Raw genomic sequence first — 15,774 nt, 5'->3', positions numbered from 1 at the left:
CTGTTGATGCTCCCTATCATTTACCATGTGAAGGAAATCATCAACAGCTACGTTTATTTATAGTTTAAATTTATGTATCGCTCCTCGAAGATCCCGCACCACACTCTCAAGCGACTTAAGCGAGTCAGAAATTTTCTCCATAGAAGCGATTTGCTCTTCGGTAGCGGATGCAACACTACTCGAATGAGAAGCAGAGTTTTGCGCGATATTGGCCATTTCCTGAATGGAAGCATTTATTTCTTCTGAACTTGCAGACATTTGCTCTGATGCCGCAGAAATCTCCTCGATATACCCCGCCATCCCCTGAGACGATTGGTAAATATGCTGAAAGCCGTTTTTCACTTCTTCAATCAGCGCAATTCCTTCCTGAACATTTTTCTCGCTAGCTCCCATCTCGCCGACAGCATGGGCAATATCCTGTTGAATTTCTTCAATCAATACCGCAATTTGTCTTGCCGACTCATCCGATTGCTCCGCCAGCTTTCTAACTTCGTCAGCGACTACGGCAAATCCTTTTCCATGTTCCCCGGCACGTGCCGCTTCAATAGCTGCGTTTAGCGCCAGCAGATTAATTTGTGAGGCAAGAGTTGAAATGGTATCCAGAATCTGACCAATTTCCTGAGAGCGTCCTTCCAGACGCTGAACGGAAGAAGAGACTCTTACCGTTCCTGCGCTAATTTTGTTCATTTGTTGTACAGCTTTCTCAATCATGCTATTCCCCTGTTCCGCTTCTTTTGCAGCCTCAAGCGAAGAGGAAGCAACCATGGATGTCATACTGGCAATTTGCTGAATACCGGACGCCATCTCCTCCATTGCTTTTGCTGTCTCCTGCGAACTGTTCACTTGTGTTTGCGCTCCTGCAGCTACCGTCTGAATCGAAGCCCCGATCATATTTGCCGCTTTTGTTGTTTGCGTGACGCTGGCGGCCAATTCTTCCGTAAATGAAAGCACGCGTTGCGATGTAGCAGAAACGCCTTGTGTTAACTCTTTTAAGTTGGCTACCGTCCGATTGAAATCGTCCGCTAGGCGCGCAATTTCATCCCGGCCGCTAATATTCACGTGACGGGTTAAATCACCTGTCGCAACGATCCTTACGGCCTCATTCAGCTGCGAAATGGGGCTCACTACATTGCGCGCAATAAAATAAGTAATGACGATACCAACTAGAATTGCAAGAAATCCTAGTTGAAGCAGGATAAATGCAAGCTGTCTTACCGGCGCATACAGTTCTTTCGTCGGGGCTCCAATAACCACTCCCCATCTATCCTTCGTGGCCGCATACGCTCCAAACTTTTCCTGCCCATTAAACATATAGCTCACAATGCCGTGCTTTCCGCTTTTGATATCCGCAAAAACTTTCTGCATTTCAGGAATAGGGGACGCTGAAATATTATCTTTAAAAATTTTATTTTTATCAGGATGCCAAACCGTTGTACCTTTAGCACTAACTAAAAATGCATATCCTGTCTTTCCAAACTTTTCATTAGCAACATATTCCTGTACCTTCTTAATAGAAATTGTGCCTCCGAAATATCCGATTTGCTTCCCCCCCTTCATAATTGGGACAATGATGGTGACAATGTTGTTTCCTGTTCTCTTTGAAACAACAGGCTCTGACACAACAATCTTTCCTTCTCCTTTTCCGGCTTCCCTAAAATGGGCGCGGTCGGAAACGTCTGTTATATCCCCTTTATGATTAATGACATGTCTGGAACTCAGATCGTATGTAAAAAACAGTGTTTCAAAATCAGGGAACTTTTTATTTGCTTTTTGAATGAATGCCAAATCGGTTTGATTATTTTCAGAAGTTAATTTTGCTAATGATACAAGAACTGCCTTTTTTTCTTCAAAGAAGCGATCCAGTTTCCCGGCTAAATTGGCAGCTTGGATTTCTGCTGCATTTTCTAGTTGTTTGCTTAACATAGCCGATGATTTCCAATAGCTCGCAAACGATACAACCACAAGACTTATAACAAGCAAAAGGGAATTTAATAGCAGCAACTTGCTTTTTAGACTTCTCACTCTCTCTTCCTCCTCGTACGCTACAGCGCATAGTAGGTTTTTATTTTATTTTAGTTATAAAGACCCAGTATAAGTAGGTATATAGATGCTATCATACAAGTATAAATGATACATTATTTTCCTTGTTTGGTAAACTAATTTTCTATATTTTAAAAATATCTCAATTAAAAATGCATACAAAACTTGTAGCTAACTACAGATGATGACAAATTTTCTACTGTTCATGTATGGTTTACTACAGATAATTCGGAAAAGGTAGTAAAGAAAGTGCACCTAAGTTACAATATTTTAAAACTAATTTTTTAGAAATTTTAGATTCTGAAAATTTTATAAAAAGGAGGATTCACTATGAAGAGCCGTCTGCTCTCCATTCTCATATGGAGCGCAATCTCCGTGCTTGGCGCTGTCGCCTGGGGCTGGCTGGCGCTTTCGCGCGGCGAAGAAATTAACGCGGCGTGGTTGCTGTTTGCCGCTCTAGCGAGCTATGCGGTTGCCTATCGGTTCTACAGCAGATTTATCGCACATAAAGTCTTCAATCTGGATGATAACCGCGCCACTCCCGCCGAGGTACACAATGATGGTAAAGACTTTGTTCCAACAAATAAATGGGTTGTATTCGGTCATCACTTCGCAGCGATTGCGGGTGCCGGCCCGCTTGTCGGTCCGACATTGGCCGCCCAAATGGGATATTTGCCAAGCACCATCTGGATTGTTGCAGGGGTTATCTTGGCAGGCGCGGTTCAGGACTTTGTCATCCTGATTGCTTCCATGCGCCGCAACGGAAAAAGCCTTGGCCAAATCGCAAAAGAAGAAATCGGCCCGGTTGGCGGCTTGATCGCCATGGTTGGTATTCTTGCTATTATGATTATCTTAATTGCTGTATTGGCGCTAGTTGTCGTCAACGCGTTGGCCGAAAGCCCGTGGGGCACTTTCACAATTGCAATGACCATTCCGATCGCGCTGTTTATGGGTGTATATATGCGCTACATCCGTCCGGGGCGTGTCGGCGAAACATCGTTGATCGGGTTTGTGCTAATGATGCTTGCACTTGTAGCTGGCCAATGGGTAGCCGAATCGCCGACTTTGGCTTCGCTGTTCACATTTAGTCCGGAAGCCCTGGCGATTATGATGATCGTATACGGATTTATCGCATCCATCCTTCCGGTATGGCTGCTGCTCGCGCCACGTGACTATCTAAGCTCGTTCTTGAAAATTGGAACCATCGGCTTGCTTGCGGTCGGTATTCTACTCACGCTGCCGAATCTGCAAATGCCGGCTGTTACGAAATTTATCGATGGAACCGGCCCAGTATTTACGGGCAATTTGTTCCCATTCCTGTTTATCACTATCGCCTGTGGTGCCGTTTCCGGCTTCCACGCACTCGTATCAAGCGGTACAACGCCAAAGCTTATCGCGAAAGAAAGCCATAGCCGTATGGTTGGCTACGGCGGCATGTTGATGGAATCTTTCGTAGCCATTATGGCATTGATTGCAGCTACTATTCTTACACCTGGCACATACTTCGCGATCAACAGTCCGGCCGCTGCGATTGGAAACGATGCCATTACAGCGGCGAGAACCATTACCGAATGGGGGTTTTCTGTATCCGCAGCTGATCTGACGCAACTTGCCGAAGACGTGGGCGAAAAAACAATCCTTTCCCGCACAGGCGGCGCGCCTTCGCTCGCGGTTGGTATGTCCGTTATCTTCTCCACCATCATCGGTGGAAAAGCGCTCATGGCGTTCTGGTATCATTTCGCGATCCTGTTTGAGGCCGTGTTTATTCTTACTACGATCGACGCAGGTACCCGTGTAGGCCGCTTCATGGTAAGCGAACTTATCGGAAACTTCGCATCGAAATTCAAAGATACGACCTGGCTGCCGGGTAACATTATTTCCAGCGCCATCATCAGTCTCGGTTGGGGTTACTTCTTATACGCTGGGGTTATCGACCCGCTTGGTGGAATCAAAACCCTCTGGCCATTGTTCGGTATCGCTAACCAGATGCTCGCTGCTATCGCGCTTGTGGTCGGCACAACGATCATCCTGAAAATGGGCAAAAAAGCGTATGCATGGGTTACTCTTGTGCCGCTGGTCTGGCTTACAACCGTCACAATGGTAGCCGCATGGCAGAAGCTATTCCACCCCGATCCGAAAATTGGTTTCCTGTCTCATGCTTCCGCTTTCACTAAAGCGCTCGAACAGGGGCACCTGCCGAAAGGGGTTAAAACGATAGAAGCGGCCAAGCAGATGATTTTCAACGACCGTGTAGATGCTGTCATGACAGCGATTTTCGTCGGAATCGTGCTGGCGCTTATCATCGACTGCCTGCGCACGTGGATTAGCATTCTGCGCGGTACGTACCGTGGTTCGCTGCAAGAGGCTCCTTACGTACAATCAAAAGGCGATGCTTCCCTTTATACATCGCATTCACACACAGCTTAACTGCGTCTCGAGAAAAAAAGGAGGAAAAAGACATGTGGCGTGATGAGTCTTGCCCGCCGCGCATCTACGTTCCGCCGGAAAAAATAAAAGAGCTGTCCGCAAACCACTCATTGATGCGGCGGATTCGCTCAACGTTCCGAATGATTTTCGGCATTCCGGACTATGAACTATATCTCGACTACTGGCACGCGGCGCCGTCGAAAGGCGAAACCGCGCCGCTATCGGAAAAAGAATTTTTCAGACAAGCAATTGAAGCCCGGTACGGCAAAGGAAACGGTACCCGCTGTTGCTGAGTTAACTAACAACCATCCCCTTCTTCCGTTGCTTGGGTTACTTTTTTCGCTTACGAAACAAATTCGAGACCGAAGCGGAGCGAGCAAGCAACGCTTCTTTGCAAGAAAGTAAGCCAGGCCCAGGAAGAAGGGGAGGATTTGTCAACACGCATACAGCTTATTCCACATGAATTTTCAAATGCTGTTTATACGGGGAAAAATCAATTTGCTTCATTTTCAAATGGGCGACCAGAAACTTATGATCGCGCGCTGGTGTCGCCAAAATATATCCTTTAATTACAAGGTCTTTCGTTATTTTTTCTGCTCCTTCCTCAAGCGCCAGCTTGCCAATTTTGGCCGCGATGCTGCGCCGAGCCACATCCCGGAATAGTTTTGGCACCGGTGTAACAAGTTCGTTTAACAGCTCCATCGTATCCTCAGTCCACATCTGTCGGGTTTTCTCAATATAATAGTCTTGCCAGTCCAACTCTGACATCCCATCCTGTTTTGGCATCGCCTTCAAAAACTTGCGGAACATGAAAAAGCCACCGATCGCGAATAGTGAAATAAGAATGATCATCCATACGATAATAAACGAGCCGAACCACGCTGACATTTCTATAATTTCCCCCTTCCCTTTTTGGTGCTTGATTATGACAACTTAATGGCCTTCGATGATTCGACTTACCTTTTATTATGCACCGTTTTATTCCTGCCTGTCTAATAAAATCCATCTGAACATTTTGTTAGCGAACGTGAAATTTTCAAAACTCATGGAAAAGGCAACGTTTGCACACGTCTTGTGAATTTTTCCTCGTTTATTCTTGGAGAGAAAGCATACGTTGCTTCATCACTATAAAGCAACATCTGCTTTCTTATACGATAAAAAAGCAGACCGGAAATATTCCAGCCTGCCTTTCTTGTCGTTATTTCGATAATGAATGAATACCGTGGCCAAGTGCTGCCTCCGCCGCTTCCATCGTTACTTCTGATAGCGTCGGATGCGCGTGGATGGTCAGCGCAATATCTTCAAGTGTCGCGCCCATTTCGATTGCCAGTCCAGCTTCTGCAATTAGGTCGGACGCTTCCGGCCCAACGATTTGTACGCCCAATACGCGGCCATCCTCTTCATTCGCCACCACTTTTACGAAGCCGTCCGCTTCATTTACACTCAACGCGCGGCCATTCGCAGCAAAGGAAAAACGGCCCGTCTTCACTTTATATCCTTCTTCTTTCGCCTGCTCCTCTGTCAAGCCAACGGACGCCATCTCCGGATCGGAGAAGACAACCGCCGGAATCGCCATGTAGTCAATTTCACTCGGCAGTCCGGCGATAACTTCCGCCGCTACTTTCCCTTCATATGAAGCTTTGTGCGCCAAAGCAGGGCCTGCCACCACATCGCCGATCGCGTAGATATTCGGCACATTTGTCCGGCATTGCTTATCCACTTCAATCAAGCCGCGATCCGTCAGCTTCATATTAATGGCTTCAAGGCCAAGCTCATCCGTATTCGGGCGACGACCTACCGTAACCAGGCAGTAATCCGCTTCAAACACTTCTTCTTTGTCTTTAATATTTGCTGTTACTTTTACGCCGTTCTCTGTCACTTCGCTCTTCGTTGCCATCGCTTCGGTATGGATTTCTACACCCAGCTTTTTGAGTTTTTTCCGAACCATTTGCACCATTTGCTTCTCAAAGCCAGGCAAAATGTTAGACATACCTTCAAGTACGGTTACCTTCGAACCAAGCTTCGCGAACACGGTTCCAAGCTCAATTCCAATATAACCGCCGCCGACTACAAGCAGCTTCTCCGGAATATGGTCAAGCTCCAGCGCTTCTGTAGAAGACAGAATGCGTTCGCCAAATGGCAGCGCAGGAATTTCGATCGGACGGGAGCCGGTCGCAATAATGCAGTGATTGAAACGGTAGCGGTTCACGTCATATCCATGAAATACGCGCACCTCATTTTCGCTAACGAACAGCGCCTCGCCAGGAATGATCTCTACGCCGTTTCCTTTCAGAAGCGTCTGGACACCTCCGGTCAGCTTTTTCACGACGCCTTGCTTCCATTCCTGCACTTTCTTCATATCAACAGAGACGCCTTCCACGTTGATTCCGATGTTGCTTGCTTCCTTCGCCTGTTCATACTGCTTTGCCGCAGAAATAAGCGACTTGGAGGGGATACAACCGCGATTCAAGCACACGCCGCCCACTTCCGCTTTGTCTACGATCGCTACTTTTTTGCCAAGCTGGGCGGCGCGAATCGCCGCCACATATCCGCCCGGACCAGCCCCGATAACAAGTACATCGAGTTCCGTTGTAAATTCGCCTACGACCATGCGTTACACCTCCATGACAAGCATTTCCGGATTTTGCAGCAGTTCTTTCACATAATTCACATACAGTTGTGCCATTTCACCGTCAATCAGACGATGATCGAAGCTTAAGGACAGCGCCATCACAGGTGCCACCACAATTTCATCATTCTCGTTCACAACCGGCTTCTTCGTAATGCGGCCTACCCCAAGAATCGCCACTTCTGGGTAATTGATAACCGGTGTGAAGAACATACCACCGGCAGAACCGATGTTTGTAATCGAAAATGTGCTGCCCTTCAACTCATCAGCCGAAGCTTTTCGTTCGCGGGCTTTCGTCGCCAATTCAGAAATTTCGCTTGCGATTTTCCAAATCGGCTTACGATCCGCATCTTTGATAACCGGTACGAGCAATCCTTCATCTGTCGCTGTCGCGATACCAATGTTATAGTACTTTTTGATGACGATTTCATTCGTTTCATCGTCAATACTTGCATTCAATTCAGGGAATTCGCGCAGGCCAGCAATAGCTGCTTTGACGATAAACGGCAAGTATGTCAGCTTAACTTCTTTCTTTGCCGCAATCGGCTTGAAGCGTTCGCGCATTTCCACAAGCTTAGATACGTTCACTTCATCCATAACAGTTACATGCGGCGCAGTGTACACCGACTTTACCATCGCGGTCGCGATTGCTTTGCGAATGCCTTTCAGCGGTCTGCGCTCCTCCAATCCGCCAGGTGCCGCAACTACGGCTGCTGGCGCTTGTTTTTCTTCGACTTTCTGTTGTGCTACTGGAGTTGCTTGCTCTGTTTGAGCCACGCCTGCTGCCGGGGCTTGGCCGCCACCCTTGGCAAATCGCTCTACGTCCTCGCGCGTTACGCGGCCATTTTTGCCTGTACCCTGCACCTGGCGGATATTAACGCCAAGCTCACGCGCCAATTTACGTACGGCCGGAGTCGCGTATACGCGCTTATTCTCATCAACCAGCCCGGTCTGATTTTGTGCAGGCACAGTTTCCACCTTTGCCTGCTCTGTCTGCGCTTTTAACTCTTCACCGGCATTATGTCCGGCTGCGCCCACCGTTTCATTCTTCGGTTCCGGCGCCGCCTCCTGAGCGGGAGCCGCTCCTTCCGCTTCGAACTCTACAAGCACGTCGCCAACCACCGCTACCGTGCCTTCGTCCACTTTGATAGACAGAACTTTACCGGTTACGGGAGATGGAATCTCCACAACCGCTTTATCGTTCTGCACTTCCATAATAATCTGGTCTTCTTCGACATGGTCGCCTTCTTTAATATGCCATTTTACGATTTCGCCTTCGTGAATACCTTCACCGATGTCCGGCATCTTGAACTGGAACGCCATGAATGAAACCTCCTCTTTCGCTTTCTCGCAGGTCGTAATTTAAAATCCGTCATACAATCAACTTAGAAGTCAAGTACTTTATTAAGACCTTCAATTACGCGGGCCGGGTCAGGTAACCAGATATCTTCCGCGGCCGCAAACGGATAAACGGTATCCGGAGACGTTATGCGAAGAACCGGCGCTTCCAGGGAAAGAATCGCTTTTTCGTTAATTTGCGTAATAACTTCCGCGGCAACTCCCGCCTGTTTTTGCGCTTCCTGCACAACAATGGCACGGTTCGTTTTTTCTACGGATTGAATAATGGTTTCTGTATCGATCGGATTTATCGTACGCAGGTCAATCACTTCTACAGAAACGTTACGTTCTTTTTCAATTTGTTCGGCTGCTTTCAAAGATGTTTGTACCATTGCACCATAGGTAATGATAGTTACATCTTTACCCTCTTTCACTACGCTTGCTTTTCCGAGCGGTACTGTATACGAGCCTTCCGGCACCTCCGCGCGGAAAGAACGGTATAACTTCATATGTTCCAAGAAGATGACCGGATCATTGTCGCGAATCGCTGAAATCAACAATCCTTTCGCATCGTACGGATTAGAAGGGATGACAACTTTTACACCCGGCGTTTGTACGAACAAACCTTCCAGGCTGTCGGCGTGAAGTTCTGGCGTTTTTACGCCGCCACCAAACGGAGCGCGGAATACGATCGGAGAATGATAACGCCCGCCGGAACGATAACGCATGCGCGCCGCCTGGGATGCAATGGCGTCAAATGTTTCAAACACAAAACCAAAAAATTGGATTTCAGCAACCGGGCGGAATCCTTGCAGCGCAAGACCAACCGCCATACCTCCAATCGCGGACTCAGCAAGCGGTGTATCGAATACGCGTTCTTCCCCGAATTCTTTTTGCAATCCGTCCGTGGCGCGGAATACCCCGCCATTTACCCCTACGTCCTCACCAAAGACAAGCACATTCGGGTCTTCTCTCATCTCTGTACGCAGCGCGTCGGTAATGGCTTGAATCATCGTCATTTGTGCCATGGCTTAGTTCATCTCCTTCTGCTTATACTCATCGTATTGCTCCTGCAGAGCTGGAGTCTTCTCTTCGAACATAATGTCGATTAAGTCTGTTACTTTTTGCTTCGGCTGTGCATCGGCTTTCTTAATCGCTTCGTTAATTTCCGCTTTCGCCTGCTCAATTACTTTATCTTCTTCTTCTTTGGACCATAGATTCTTGCTCTCAAGATACACACGAAAACGAACGAGCGGATCTTTTTGCTCCCATTCGGTCATTTCTTCCTGTTTGCGGTAACGTGTCGGGTCATCGCCGGCCATTGTATGCGGGCCATAGCGGAATGTCAATGCTTCAATCAAAGTTGGCCCTTCGCCTGCAAGCGCACGCTCTCTCGCTTCGCGCACAGCTTCGTATACGGCAAGCACATCCATACCGTCTATCTGTACGCCTTTAATGCCCGCAGCAGCCGCTTTTGCCGCGATAGATTCCGCCGCAGTTTGTTTGGAGAACGGCGTGGAAATCGCGTAACGGTTGTTTTGCACGAAGAATACGGCCGGTACTTTGTATACACCAGCAAAGTTCAGTCCTTCGTAGAAGTCACCCTGGGACGTACCGCCGTCGCCTATGTACGTAATGGCGATGCGTTTTTCGTTTTTCTTCTTGAACGCCAGCGCTACGCCCATCGCCTGGGTAATTTGTGCAGCGATGATAATTTGCGGCATTAAAACGTTTACACCTTCGGGGATTTGACCGCCGTGGAAATGTCCGCGAGAGTACAGGAACGCTTGATACAGCGGTAATCCATGCCAAACAATTTGTGGAATGTCACGGTAACTCGGCAAAATGAAGTCTTCTTTGGAAAGCGCGCTTTGGCTTCCGATCATGCACGCTTCCTGCCCCGCAACCGGCGCGTAGAAACCGAGACGGCCCTGGCGGTTCAAACTGATTGCGCGCTGGTCCCAAACGCGGGTATACACCATTTTGCGCATTAATTCTTTCAAAGTGGCGTCATCGACTTGAGGCATTTGCTTTGTGTCAGTTACCTTGCCTTCAGGAGAAAGAATTTGTAACATCATGACAACTCCTTTTTTGATAAAATATGAAAAAAAGAAACATTACCAACACTGTAATAGAACAAGTTTACAGTATAACACCTTTTGTTGCACAACAAGTACAGTTTTAGTATTCTTGACTCGCGATGAGTATAGCACTTCCTCTTTATCATGTCCAATTTTTTTTAGCAATACGTAAAAACATTCGGAGGATTGATACATATGGATCAGAAGTTACGCAAGCGGACGATCGTGCGTCGCGAACTTACAAGCTCTTACCTTGGTGAGACGCGTTCCTACAAAGTATATTTGCCACCCAACTACGACCGAAACAAAGCGTATCCGGTACTGTACGCGCAGGATGGCGAGCAGTTTCTCAACTTCGGACGCGGGGCGACCATCGCTCAAGAAATGATTCTGAATGGCAAGCTGTTCCCTTTTATTATTGCCGCTGTTACAGTTTCGCGCGAAAATCGGACAGAAGAATATGGAACCGGACGCAGCCGCAATGCCATCTACAAATCGTTTTTCACAGAGGAACTGCTGCCCGCAGTTGAGGAAGAATTTTCAGCAAGCGACCGTGTGCTTGTTGGCGACTCTCTCGGCGGCACAGTTAGCCTTGATCTCGCACTGGACAGACCCGATCTATTTAATAAAGTGCTGTCACTTTCCGGAGCTTTCTATCCTGATGTAATGAAAGGGGTCCTGCGTAAGCCAGATCTTTCCTACCTCCTCATCTATATGCTTATAGGACTTGAGGAGACAGCGGTTCCAGTCAGCGACGGCAAAACCGTCGACTTCTTAAGCTATAACCGAGAAATGAAGAATCTACTTGAACAACGGGGCGCTTCTGTAACCTATGTCGAAGAAAAAGGTGGGCACGATTGGGGCTTCTGGCAAAGCCAACTTTCTAGTGCATTTTCCTTCTTTTTTGAGGTAAAATAAAATCATGAATTGGACAGAGATTAAAGCGTATTTTTCTGAAGAAAATTTATTGGCGCTACTAGCCAAATACGAATCGCTCGGTCCATTGCCCGGAATCGTTCTTCCCTTTCTAGAAGCGTTGTTCCCGCCTTTCCCGCTGTTTGCGATCGTAGCCGGAAACGCGGCTGCCTATGGGCTTTGGCTTGGTTTTTTGTATTCTTGGCTCGGTGTTTGCCTAGGAGCAGTGTTTGTGTTCTCTATTTGTCGCAAGCTTGGGCGACACCGCTTCTTGAACTTTCTTACCCGCCATCCGAAGGTAAGAGAAGCGATGGAATGGATGGAGCGGCATGGCTTTAGCGCGATTTTTCTTTTGTCGTGTTTCCCGTTTTCACCTTCTTCCCTTATTAACGTGGTGGCCGGATTATCTAACATGCCAATGAGCCAATTCGTGGCCGCGATCATACTGGGCAAAACCATTATGATTTTCATTATGTCCTTTATCGGACACGATGCGATATCGTTTATTGATCATCCATGGAAATTGTTTATTGTGCTTTTCATCATTTTCGTTCTCTGGTACATCGGCAAAAAAGTAGAGATGCGTCTGACAACGATAAAACAGTGATGAAAGAAAAAGTGGTAAACCCTCTAACTCACGGGTTTACCACTTTTTCGTGTGCAACCTAAAGGCGAAACTGCTCCGATCTTACACTCTTCCAATCACGCGGAGCGCTCCGGATAAAAGCCTAACTTTACTAGGGGTTTTGCCGTTTTTTTCACCATCCATATCAATGAATTGCGCAGGGCTGCACGCAATCGTAAGTTCAGATGCTTTAAACCTGAAAATAGCTTCATGTTGAATCGGTTCGCGGCGCAAGTATGATGATGCCACACTCATGATTTCCGATAGTCCAATATTTTCCACAATAATGACTTCAAACTGGCCGCTATTCAATTCCTTGTCGCCAAACAATTCAAGGCCAGCCAACGATTGTCCATTCGCTACATATACCATGACCGCCTCTTTTTGAATCGTTTTGTCTTCCGTCGTAATCGCAACGCGAAATAGGCTATCCGACTGCAAATATTGCAGCGATTTTAAGTAATATGTAAAATGCCGCAAATATGTTTTCGTTTCGTTTTTTATTTCACTGGATACGGTCGAGATTAATCCAACCCCAAAAAAGTTTACAAAATAACGGTCGTTACACCTCCCTATATCGATAGCACACGGCTGTTCCTGCTTCATAAACTCGCACGCTTCCAGCAAGTCGAGCGGCACCTGCATTGTGCGGGCGATATCGTTTGCCGTGCCGCCAGGCACAATTCCGAGGATCGGACGTTTATCAAACCGCATGAGTCCGTTTACCACTTCATGGATCGTGCCGTCACCTCCAGCGGCTACGACTACGTCATATCCTTCGCTTTCTTGAGCCGCGATTCGTTCCGCATGTCCGCCACACAATGTCGGACGGATGGTCAAGTCCCATTTCTCCTGCAATGAACGCGCAATGTCCCCGATCATCTGGCTTACGGTTTCTTGCCCGGCAACCGGATTATATATCAGCAATAACTTCGCTTTGTCGCCTTCCTTACCCATCTTGCTTTTCCCAGCCTTTCCTGCTAATAAACACAACACTTACTACAAATTATTCCCTAAAAAGAAAGCAGCATAATCGTTAACTTTACACTATCTCCCTCCTATTTCCCCTTTTCTCCTCTGTACAAAAAGCAAAACAGCGAACACAGGCGCCTCCTTTCTAAAGAAAGCCGGATGCTTTGTGTTCGCTGCCTTCCATGCAGTATTTAAAGCGCTTATTCATTATGCGCGTTTGCTTTTTTCTCTACATTGCTCCTATATCTGTAAACGGATAAAACCGAAAACGTACCGTTCCTTCAATCGCATCAGCGTCTACAAATGGAGTGGGCCACAGATGCGAATCATAGCTCTCGTTACGATTGTCCCCGAGAAAGAAAAACTTACCCGGTGGAACGGTAACAGGACCAAACTCATAGTTCATCGGTTCTTTGATATACGGCTCATCCACCTTTTGACCGTTACGATACAAAGCGCCGTTCTTGATCTCTATCGTATCACCTCCGATTCCAATCAGCCGCTTAATAAACCTCTCACCCTCCTTCTCCGGAACCGGAGGATAAAAGACGACGATATCGCCTCGCTGTAAATCTTCCGGTCGAATCAATTTATCAACAGCCAATCGATCGTTAATATGAATGGTCGGTAACATAGAACCGCTCGGCACGACGACCGCTTCCCCTATATAGGTGCGAATGGTCAAGCTTAGGACAATGGCTAGCACAATCACAGGTACCCATTCTTTTATCAACTTTCTCATAACAAGAAGCTCCTCCTGTTTCCTTCCCAAAATAAAAAACGATATACTCTGCTTTTCCTCTCAATTTTAAAACAAAAGAAAGATAAAGTAACGATTTTTTTTACTAATCGTTGATAAGACATTCTATTGGGACGGGCCGTTTCATAGGATAGTAGAGAAATTGAAGCGAAAAGAGGTGGTGAATCGCGAAAACAAATAAAAACAAAGGGAAAGCGATGATACAAGTCGGTTTTACGTATATCGGAACAATTGTCGGCGCCGGATTCGCAAGCGGGCAGGAAATTTTCCAATTCATTACACGATTCGGCAGCAAAAGCACCATTATCATCGCTATTAGCATTTTTCTGTTTACTTTAGCGGGGGCGAAAGTCATGCTGCTCGCACAAAAAATCGAAGCATCTTCCTATCATCAATTCAACCACTACATGTTCGGTGAACGAATTGGCAACTGGGTTAACGGATTTATGCTGGTAACCCTAATCTGTATTACCGGAGTGATGCTGGCCGGAACCGGTGCCCTGTTCGAGCAGCAGTTCGGAAGATTCTACCAGATCGGTATTTTAGTTACGGCGATGTTCGTATACATTGTAACCTCCCGCGGTATAGGAGCGGTTATGACCGTTAATTCGTTTGTCGTACCGCTTATGATTAGTTTTACGGGTCTCATTGGCGCCCATACTTTTCTTGCCGAAAACTATTTTTCGGATTCTCCCACGGTTTCGACCACTCCCCTTTGGATTCTGTCACCTTTTTTATACGTCGCCTTCAACATTTCGCTCGCGCTTGTCGTACTCGTACCGATTGGGGGTGAAATACGAGACCGGAATGTGCTAATCGGAGGAAGCATCATTGGGGGGGCCGGGCTTGGCCTGCTGCTCTTGCTGAGCAACTACACGCTTCTTGTCCATAGCGAAGAAGTTTCTGGCGCGGAAGTGCCGATGGCGATGGTTGTTTCATCGTTTGGACCGCTTATGCAGTGGATGTTCAGCGCCATCATTCTAGCTGAGATCTTCACAACTTTGGTCGGAAACGTCTTCGGTGTCACGCGTCAATTGCAAGTTCATTCCGCTTTCGGAAAGGATAGACGCTTCATCATCATCGGTTTGCTCGCGATTTGTTACGTCATTAGTCAGTTCGGCTTTTCCTCTCTCGTACACCGCTTGTATCCGTTGTTCGGATATATAGGCGCCGGTACACTGCTGATGATTTTTATCATGGGAAAAAACAACAAGAAGACGCGGGACGCTTAACATTGCGTCCCGTGTCTTCTTTTGAGCAGAGAAAAGATGAATGGCTCCGTTCCCTGAATAATAACCGGACTTTTATCCGGGTCAAGCCATTTGAGAACCGCGAGCAAATTCGCTCTGGCAAGGGCCACGCAACCCGCCGTATAGCTGGATGGCCCGCGCCAAATATGCATAAAAATCGCGCTCCCTTTTCCCGGCATGATAGGGTCATCGTTGTATCGAATAACAAGCGCGTATTTATAAAGCGGTATTGCTAGTCGTTCAAACGACTTCCATCTTTTTGCCGGGTTTCCTTCGTAATGTACCCACGTATTGTATTCGGGAGAGGTCTTGTCATCCACCCAGTAATCCCGTCTGGTAACAGGGCGGTACGGCATTTTTAGACCGCGCGGCCTTGCCGCTGTACCAAATGCGGTGCCAATTTTGTAAATTCCGGCCGGAGTTTTGCAATCTCCCTCTTTTTTTTGTTCGGGAAGCGCAAACCCATACTTGCCTACTACCGCCGCCATAGGTGCGAGCGCTGGCATCCACTTGCCTGCTGCTATTTTTTCGAACGTCCGCAAGCGGGCGCAACGGCTGTTCCAATCGGGAACAGTAACGACAATGATCTGCCTTACCGTGTCCCCCAGTGTACAGGCCGCATCATCCGTCAACACCATCCGCGCGAAATCTTGCTTCATAAAAGCCACTCTCCCATAAGCAAAACTTGCAGGCAAGCTCCGCGAGCTATTTCCTTGTATTAGAAAGTTTGCACCCTT

Annotated in this window: 14 protein-coding genes; 5 read left to right on the top strand and 9 right to left on the bottom strand. The window is 47.3% G+C overall.

Annotation, left to right across the window (positions count from 1 at the left end):
- Nucleotides 1–57: 57 nt before the first annotated feature.
- The gene (locus ACH33_RS05120) at nucleotides 58–2,022 is read right to left on the bottom strand and encodes a methyl-accepting chemotaxis protein (protein ID WP_057898032.1); all 1,965 of its coding nucleotides are present in this window, start codon (nucleotides 2,020–2,022) and stop codon (nucleotides 58–60) included.
- Between the two features lie 348 nt (nucleotides 2,023–2,370).
- Between ACH33_RS05120 and ACH33_RS05115 the strand changes: the two genes are divergently transcribed.
- Entirely contained in the window at nucleotides 2,371–4,467 is a 2,097-nt protein-coding gene (locus ACH33_RS05115; protein ID WP_057898031.1) for a carbon starvation CstA family protein, read from the top strand.
- Nucleotides 4,468–4,499: 32 nt separating this feature from the next.
- Nucleotides 4,500–4,760, top strand: a complete 261-nt coding sequence (locus ACH33_RS05110; RefSeq protein ID WP_057898030.1) for a CstA-like transporter-associated (seleno)protein — start codon at nucleotides 4,500–4,502, stop codon at nucleotides 4,758–4,760.
- A gap of 157 nt (nucleotides 4,761–4,917) precedes the next feature.
- On the opposite strand, the gene ACH33_RS05105 is transcribed toward ACH33_RS05110, so the two are convergent.
- The 5 genes from ACH33_RS05105 to pdhA all read right to left on the bottom strand — a co-directional run bounded on the left by ACH33_RS05105 (nucleotide 4,918) and on the right by pdhA (nucleotide 10,512).
- The gene (locus ACH33_RS05105) at nucleotides 4,918–5,355 is read right to left on the bottom strand and encodes a DUF2621 family protein (RefSeq protein WP_057898029.1); all 438 of its coding nucleotides are present in this window, start codon (nucleotides 5,353–5,355) and stop codon (nucleotides 4,918–4,920) included.
- A 310-nt stretch (nucleotides 5,356–5,665) separates the two neighbouring features.
- Entirely contained in the window at nucleotides 5,666–7,078 is a 1,413-nt protein-coding gene (gene lpdA, locus ACH33_RS05100; RefSeq protein WP_057898028.1) for a dihydrolipoyl dehydrogenase, read from the bottom strand.
- 3 nt (nucleotides 7,079–7,081) lie between these two features.
- Complete coding sequence (locus tag ACH33_RS05095; protein WP_057898027.1) at nucleotides 7,082–8,419, bottom strand: dihydrolipoamide acetyltransferase family protein; 1,338 nt, start codon at nucleotides 8,417–8,419, stop codon at nucleotides 7,082–7,084.
- Between the two features lie 62 nt (nucleotides 8,420–8,481).
- A complete protein-coding gene (locus ACH33_RS05090) occupies nucleotides 8,482–9,462 on the bottom strand; it encodes an alpha-ketoacid dehydrogenase subunit beta (protein ID WP_057898026.1) in 981 nt (326 codons plus the stop codon).
- A 3-nt stretch (nucleotides 9,463–9,465) separates the two neighbouring features.
- On the bottom strand, nucleotides 9,466–10,512 hold the full coding sequence (gene pdhA / locus ACH33_RS05085; protein WP_057898025.1) for a pyruvate dehydrogenase (acetyl-transferring) E1 component subunit alpha: 1,047 nt from the start codon (nucleotides 10,510–10,512) through the stop codon (nucleotides 9,466–9,468).
- Between the two features lie 198 nt (nucleotides 10,513–10,710).
- Between pdhA and ACH33_RS05080 the strand changes: the two genes are divergently transcribed.
- Together ACH33_RS05080 and ACH33_RS05075 are read left to right on the top strand one after the other, a co-directional pair.
- A complete protein-coding gene (locus ACH33_RS05080) occupies nucleotides 10,711–11,433 on the top strand; it encodes an alpha/beta hydrolase (protein ID WP_057898024.1) in 723 nt (240 codons plus the stop codon).
- Nucleotides 11,434–11,437: 4 nt separating this feature from the next.
- The gene (locus ACH33_RS05075; RefSeq protein WP_057898023.1) at nucleotides 11,438–12,037 is read left to right on the top strand and encodes a TVP38/TMEM64 family protein; all 600 of its coding nucleotides are present in this window, start codon (nucleotides 11,438–11,440) and stop codon (nucleotides 12,035–12,037) included.
- 81 nt (nucleotides 12,038–12,118) lie between these two features.
- Here the strand turns inward: ACH33_RS05075 and ACH33_RS05070 are convergent, their stop codons facing one another.
- Nucleotides 12,119–13,012 carry a diacylglycerol/lipid kinase family protein gene (locus tag ACH33_RS05070; protein WP_057898022.1) on the bottom strand — a complete coding sequence of 298 codons (894 nt, stop codon included), beginning with the start codon at nucleotides 13,010–13,012 and terminating at the stop codon, nucleotides 12,119–12,121.
- 244 nt (nucleotides 13,013–13,256) lie between these two features.
- Nucleotides 13,257–13,769, bottom strand: a complete 513-nt coding sequence (gene lepB, locus ACH33_RS05065) for a signal peptidase I (protein WP_057898021.1) — start codon at nucleotides 13,767–13,769, stop codon at nucleotides 13,257–13,259.
- Between the two features lie 215 nt (nucleotides 13,770–13,984).
- Between lepB and ACH33_RS05060 the strand changes: the two genes are divergently transcribed.
- A complete protein-coding gene (locus tag ACH33_RS05060) occupies nucleotides 13,985–15,019 on the top strand; it encodes a YkvI family membrane protein (RefSeq protein WP_057898020.1) in 1,035 nt (344 codons plus the stop codon).
- Here the strand turns inward: ACH33_RS05060 and ACH33_RS05055 are convergent.
- Nucleotides 15,016–15,696 carry a L,D-transpeptidase family protein gene (locus tag ACH33_RS05055; protein WP_236781970.1) on the bottom strand — a complete coding sequence of 227 codons (681 nt, stop codon included), beginning with the start codon at nucleotides 15,694–15,696 and terminating at the stop codon, nucleotides 15,016–15,018. The genes ACH33_RS05060 and ACH33_RS05055 overlap by 4 nt on opposite strands.
- Nucleotides 15,697–15,774: the final 78 nt, after the last annotated feature.

This window comes from Aneurinibacillus sp. XH2, from assembly GCF_001439585.2.
GTDB lineage: Bacteria > Bacillota > Bacilli > Aneurinibacillales > Aneurinibacillaceae > Aneurinibacillus > Aneurinibacillus thermoaerophilus.
This window is presented reverse-complemented; position numbering and strand designations above follow the sequence as displayed.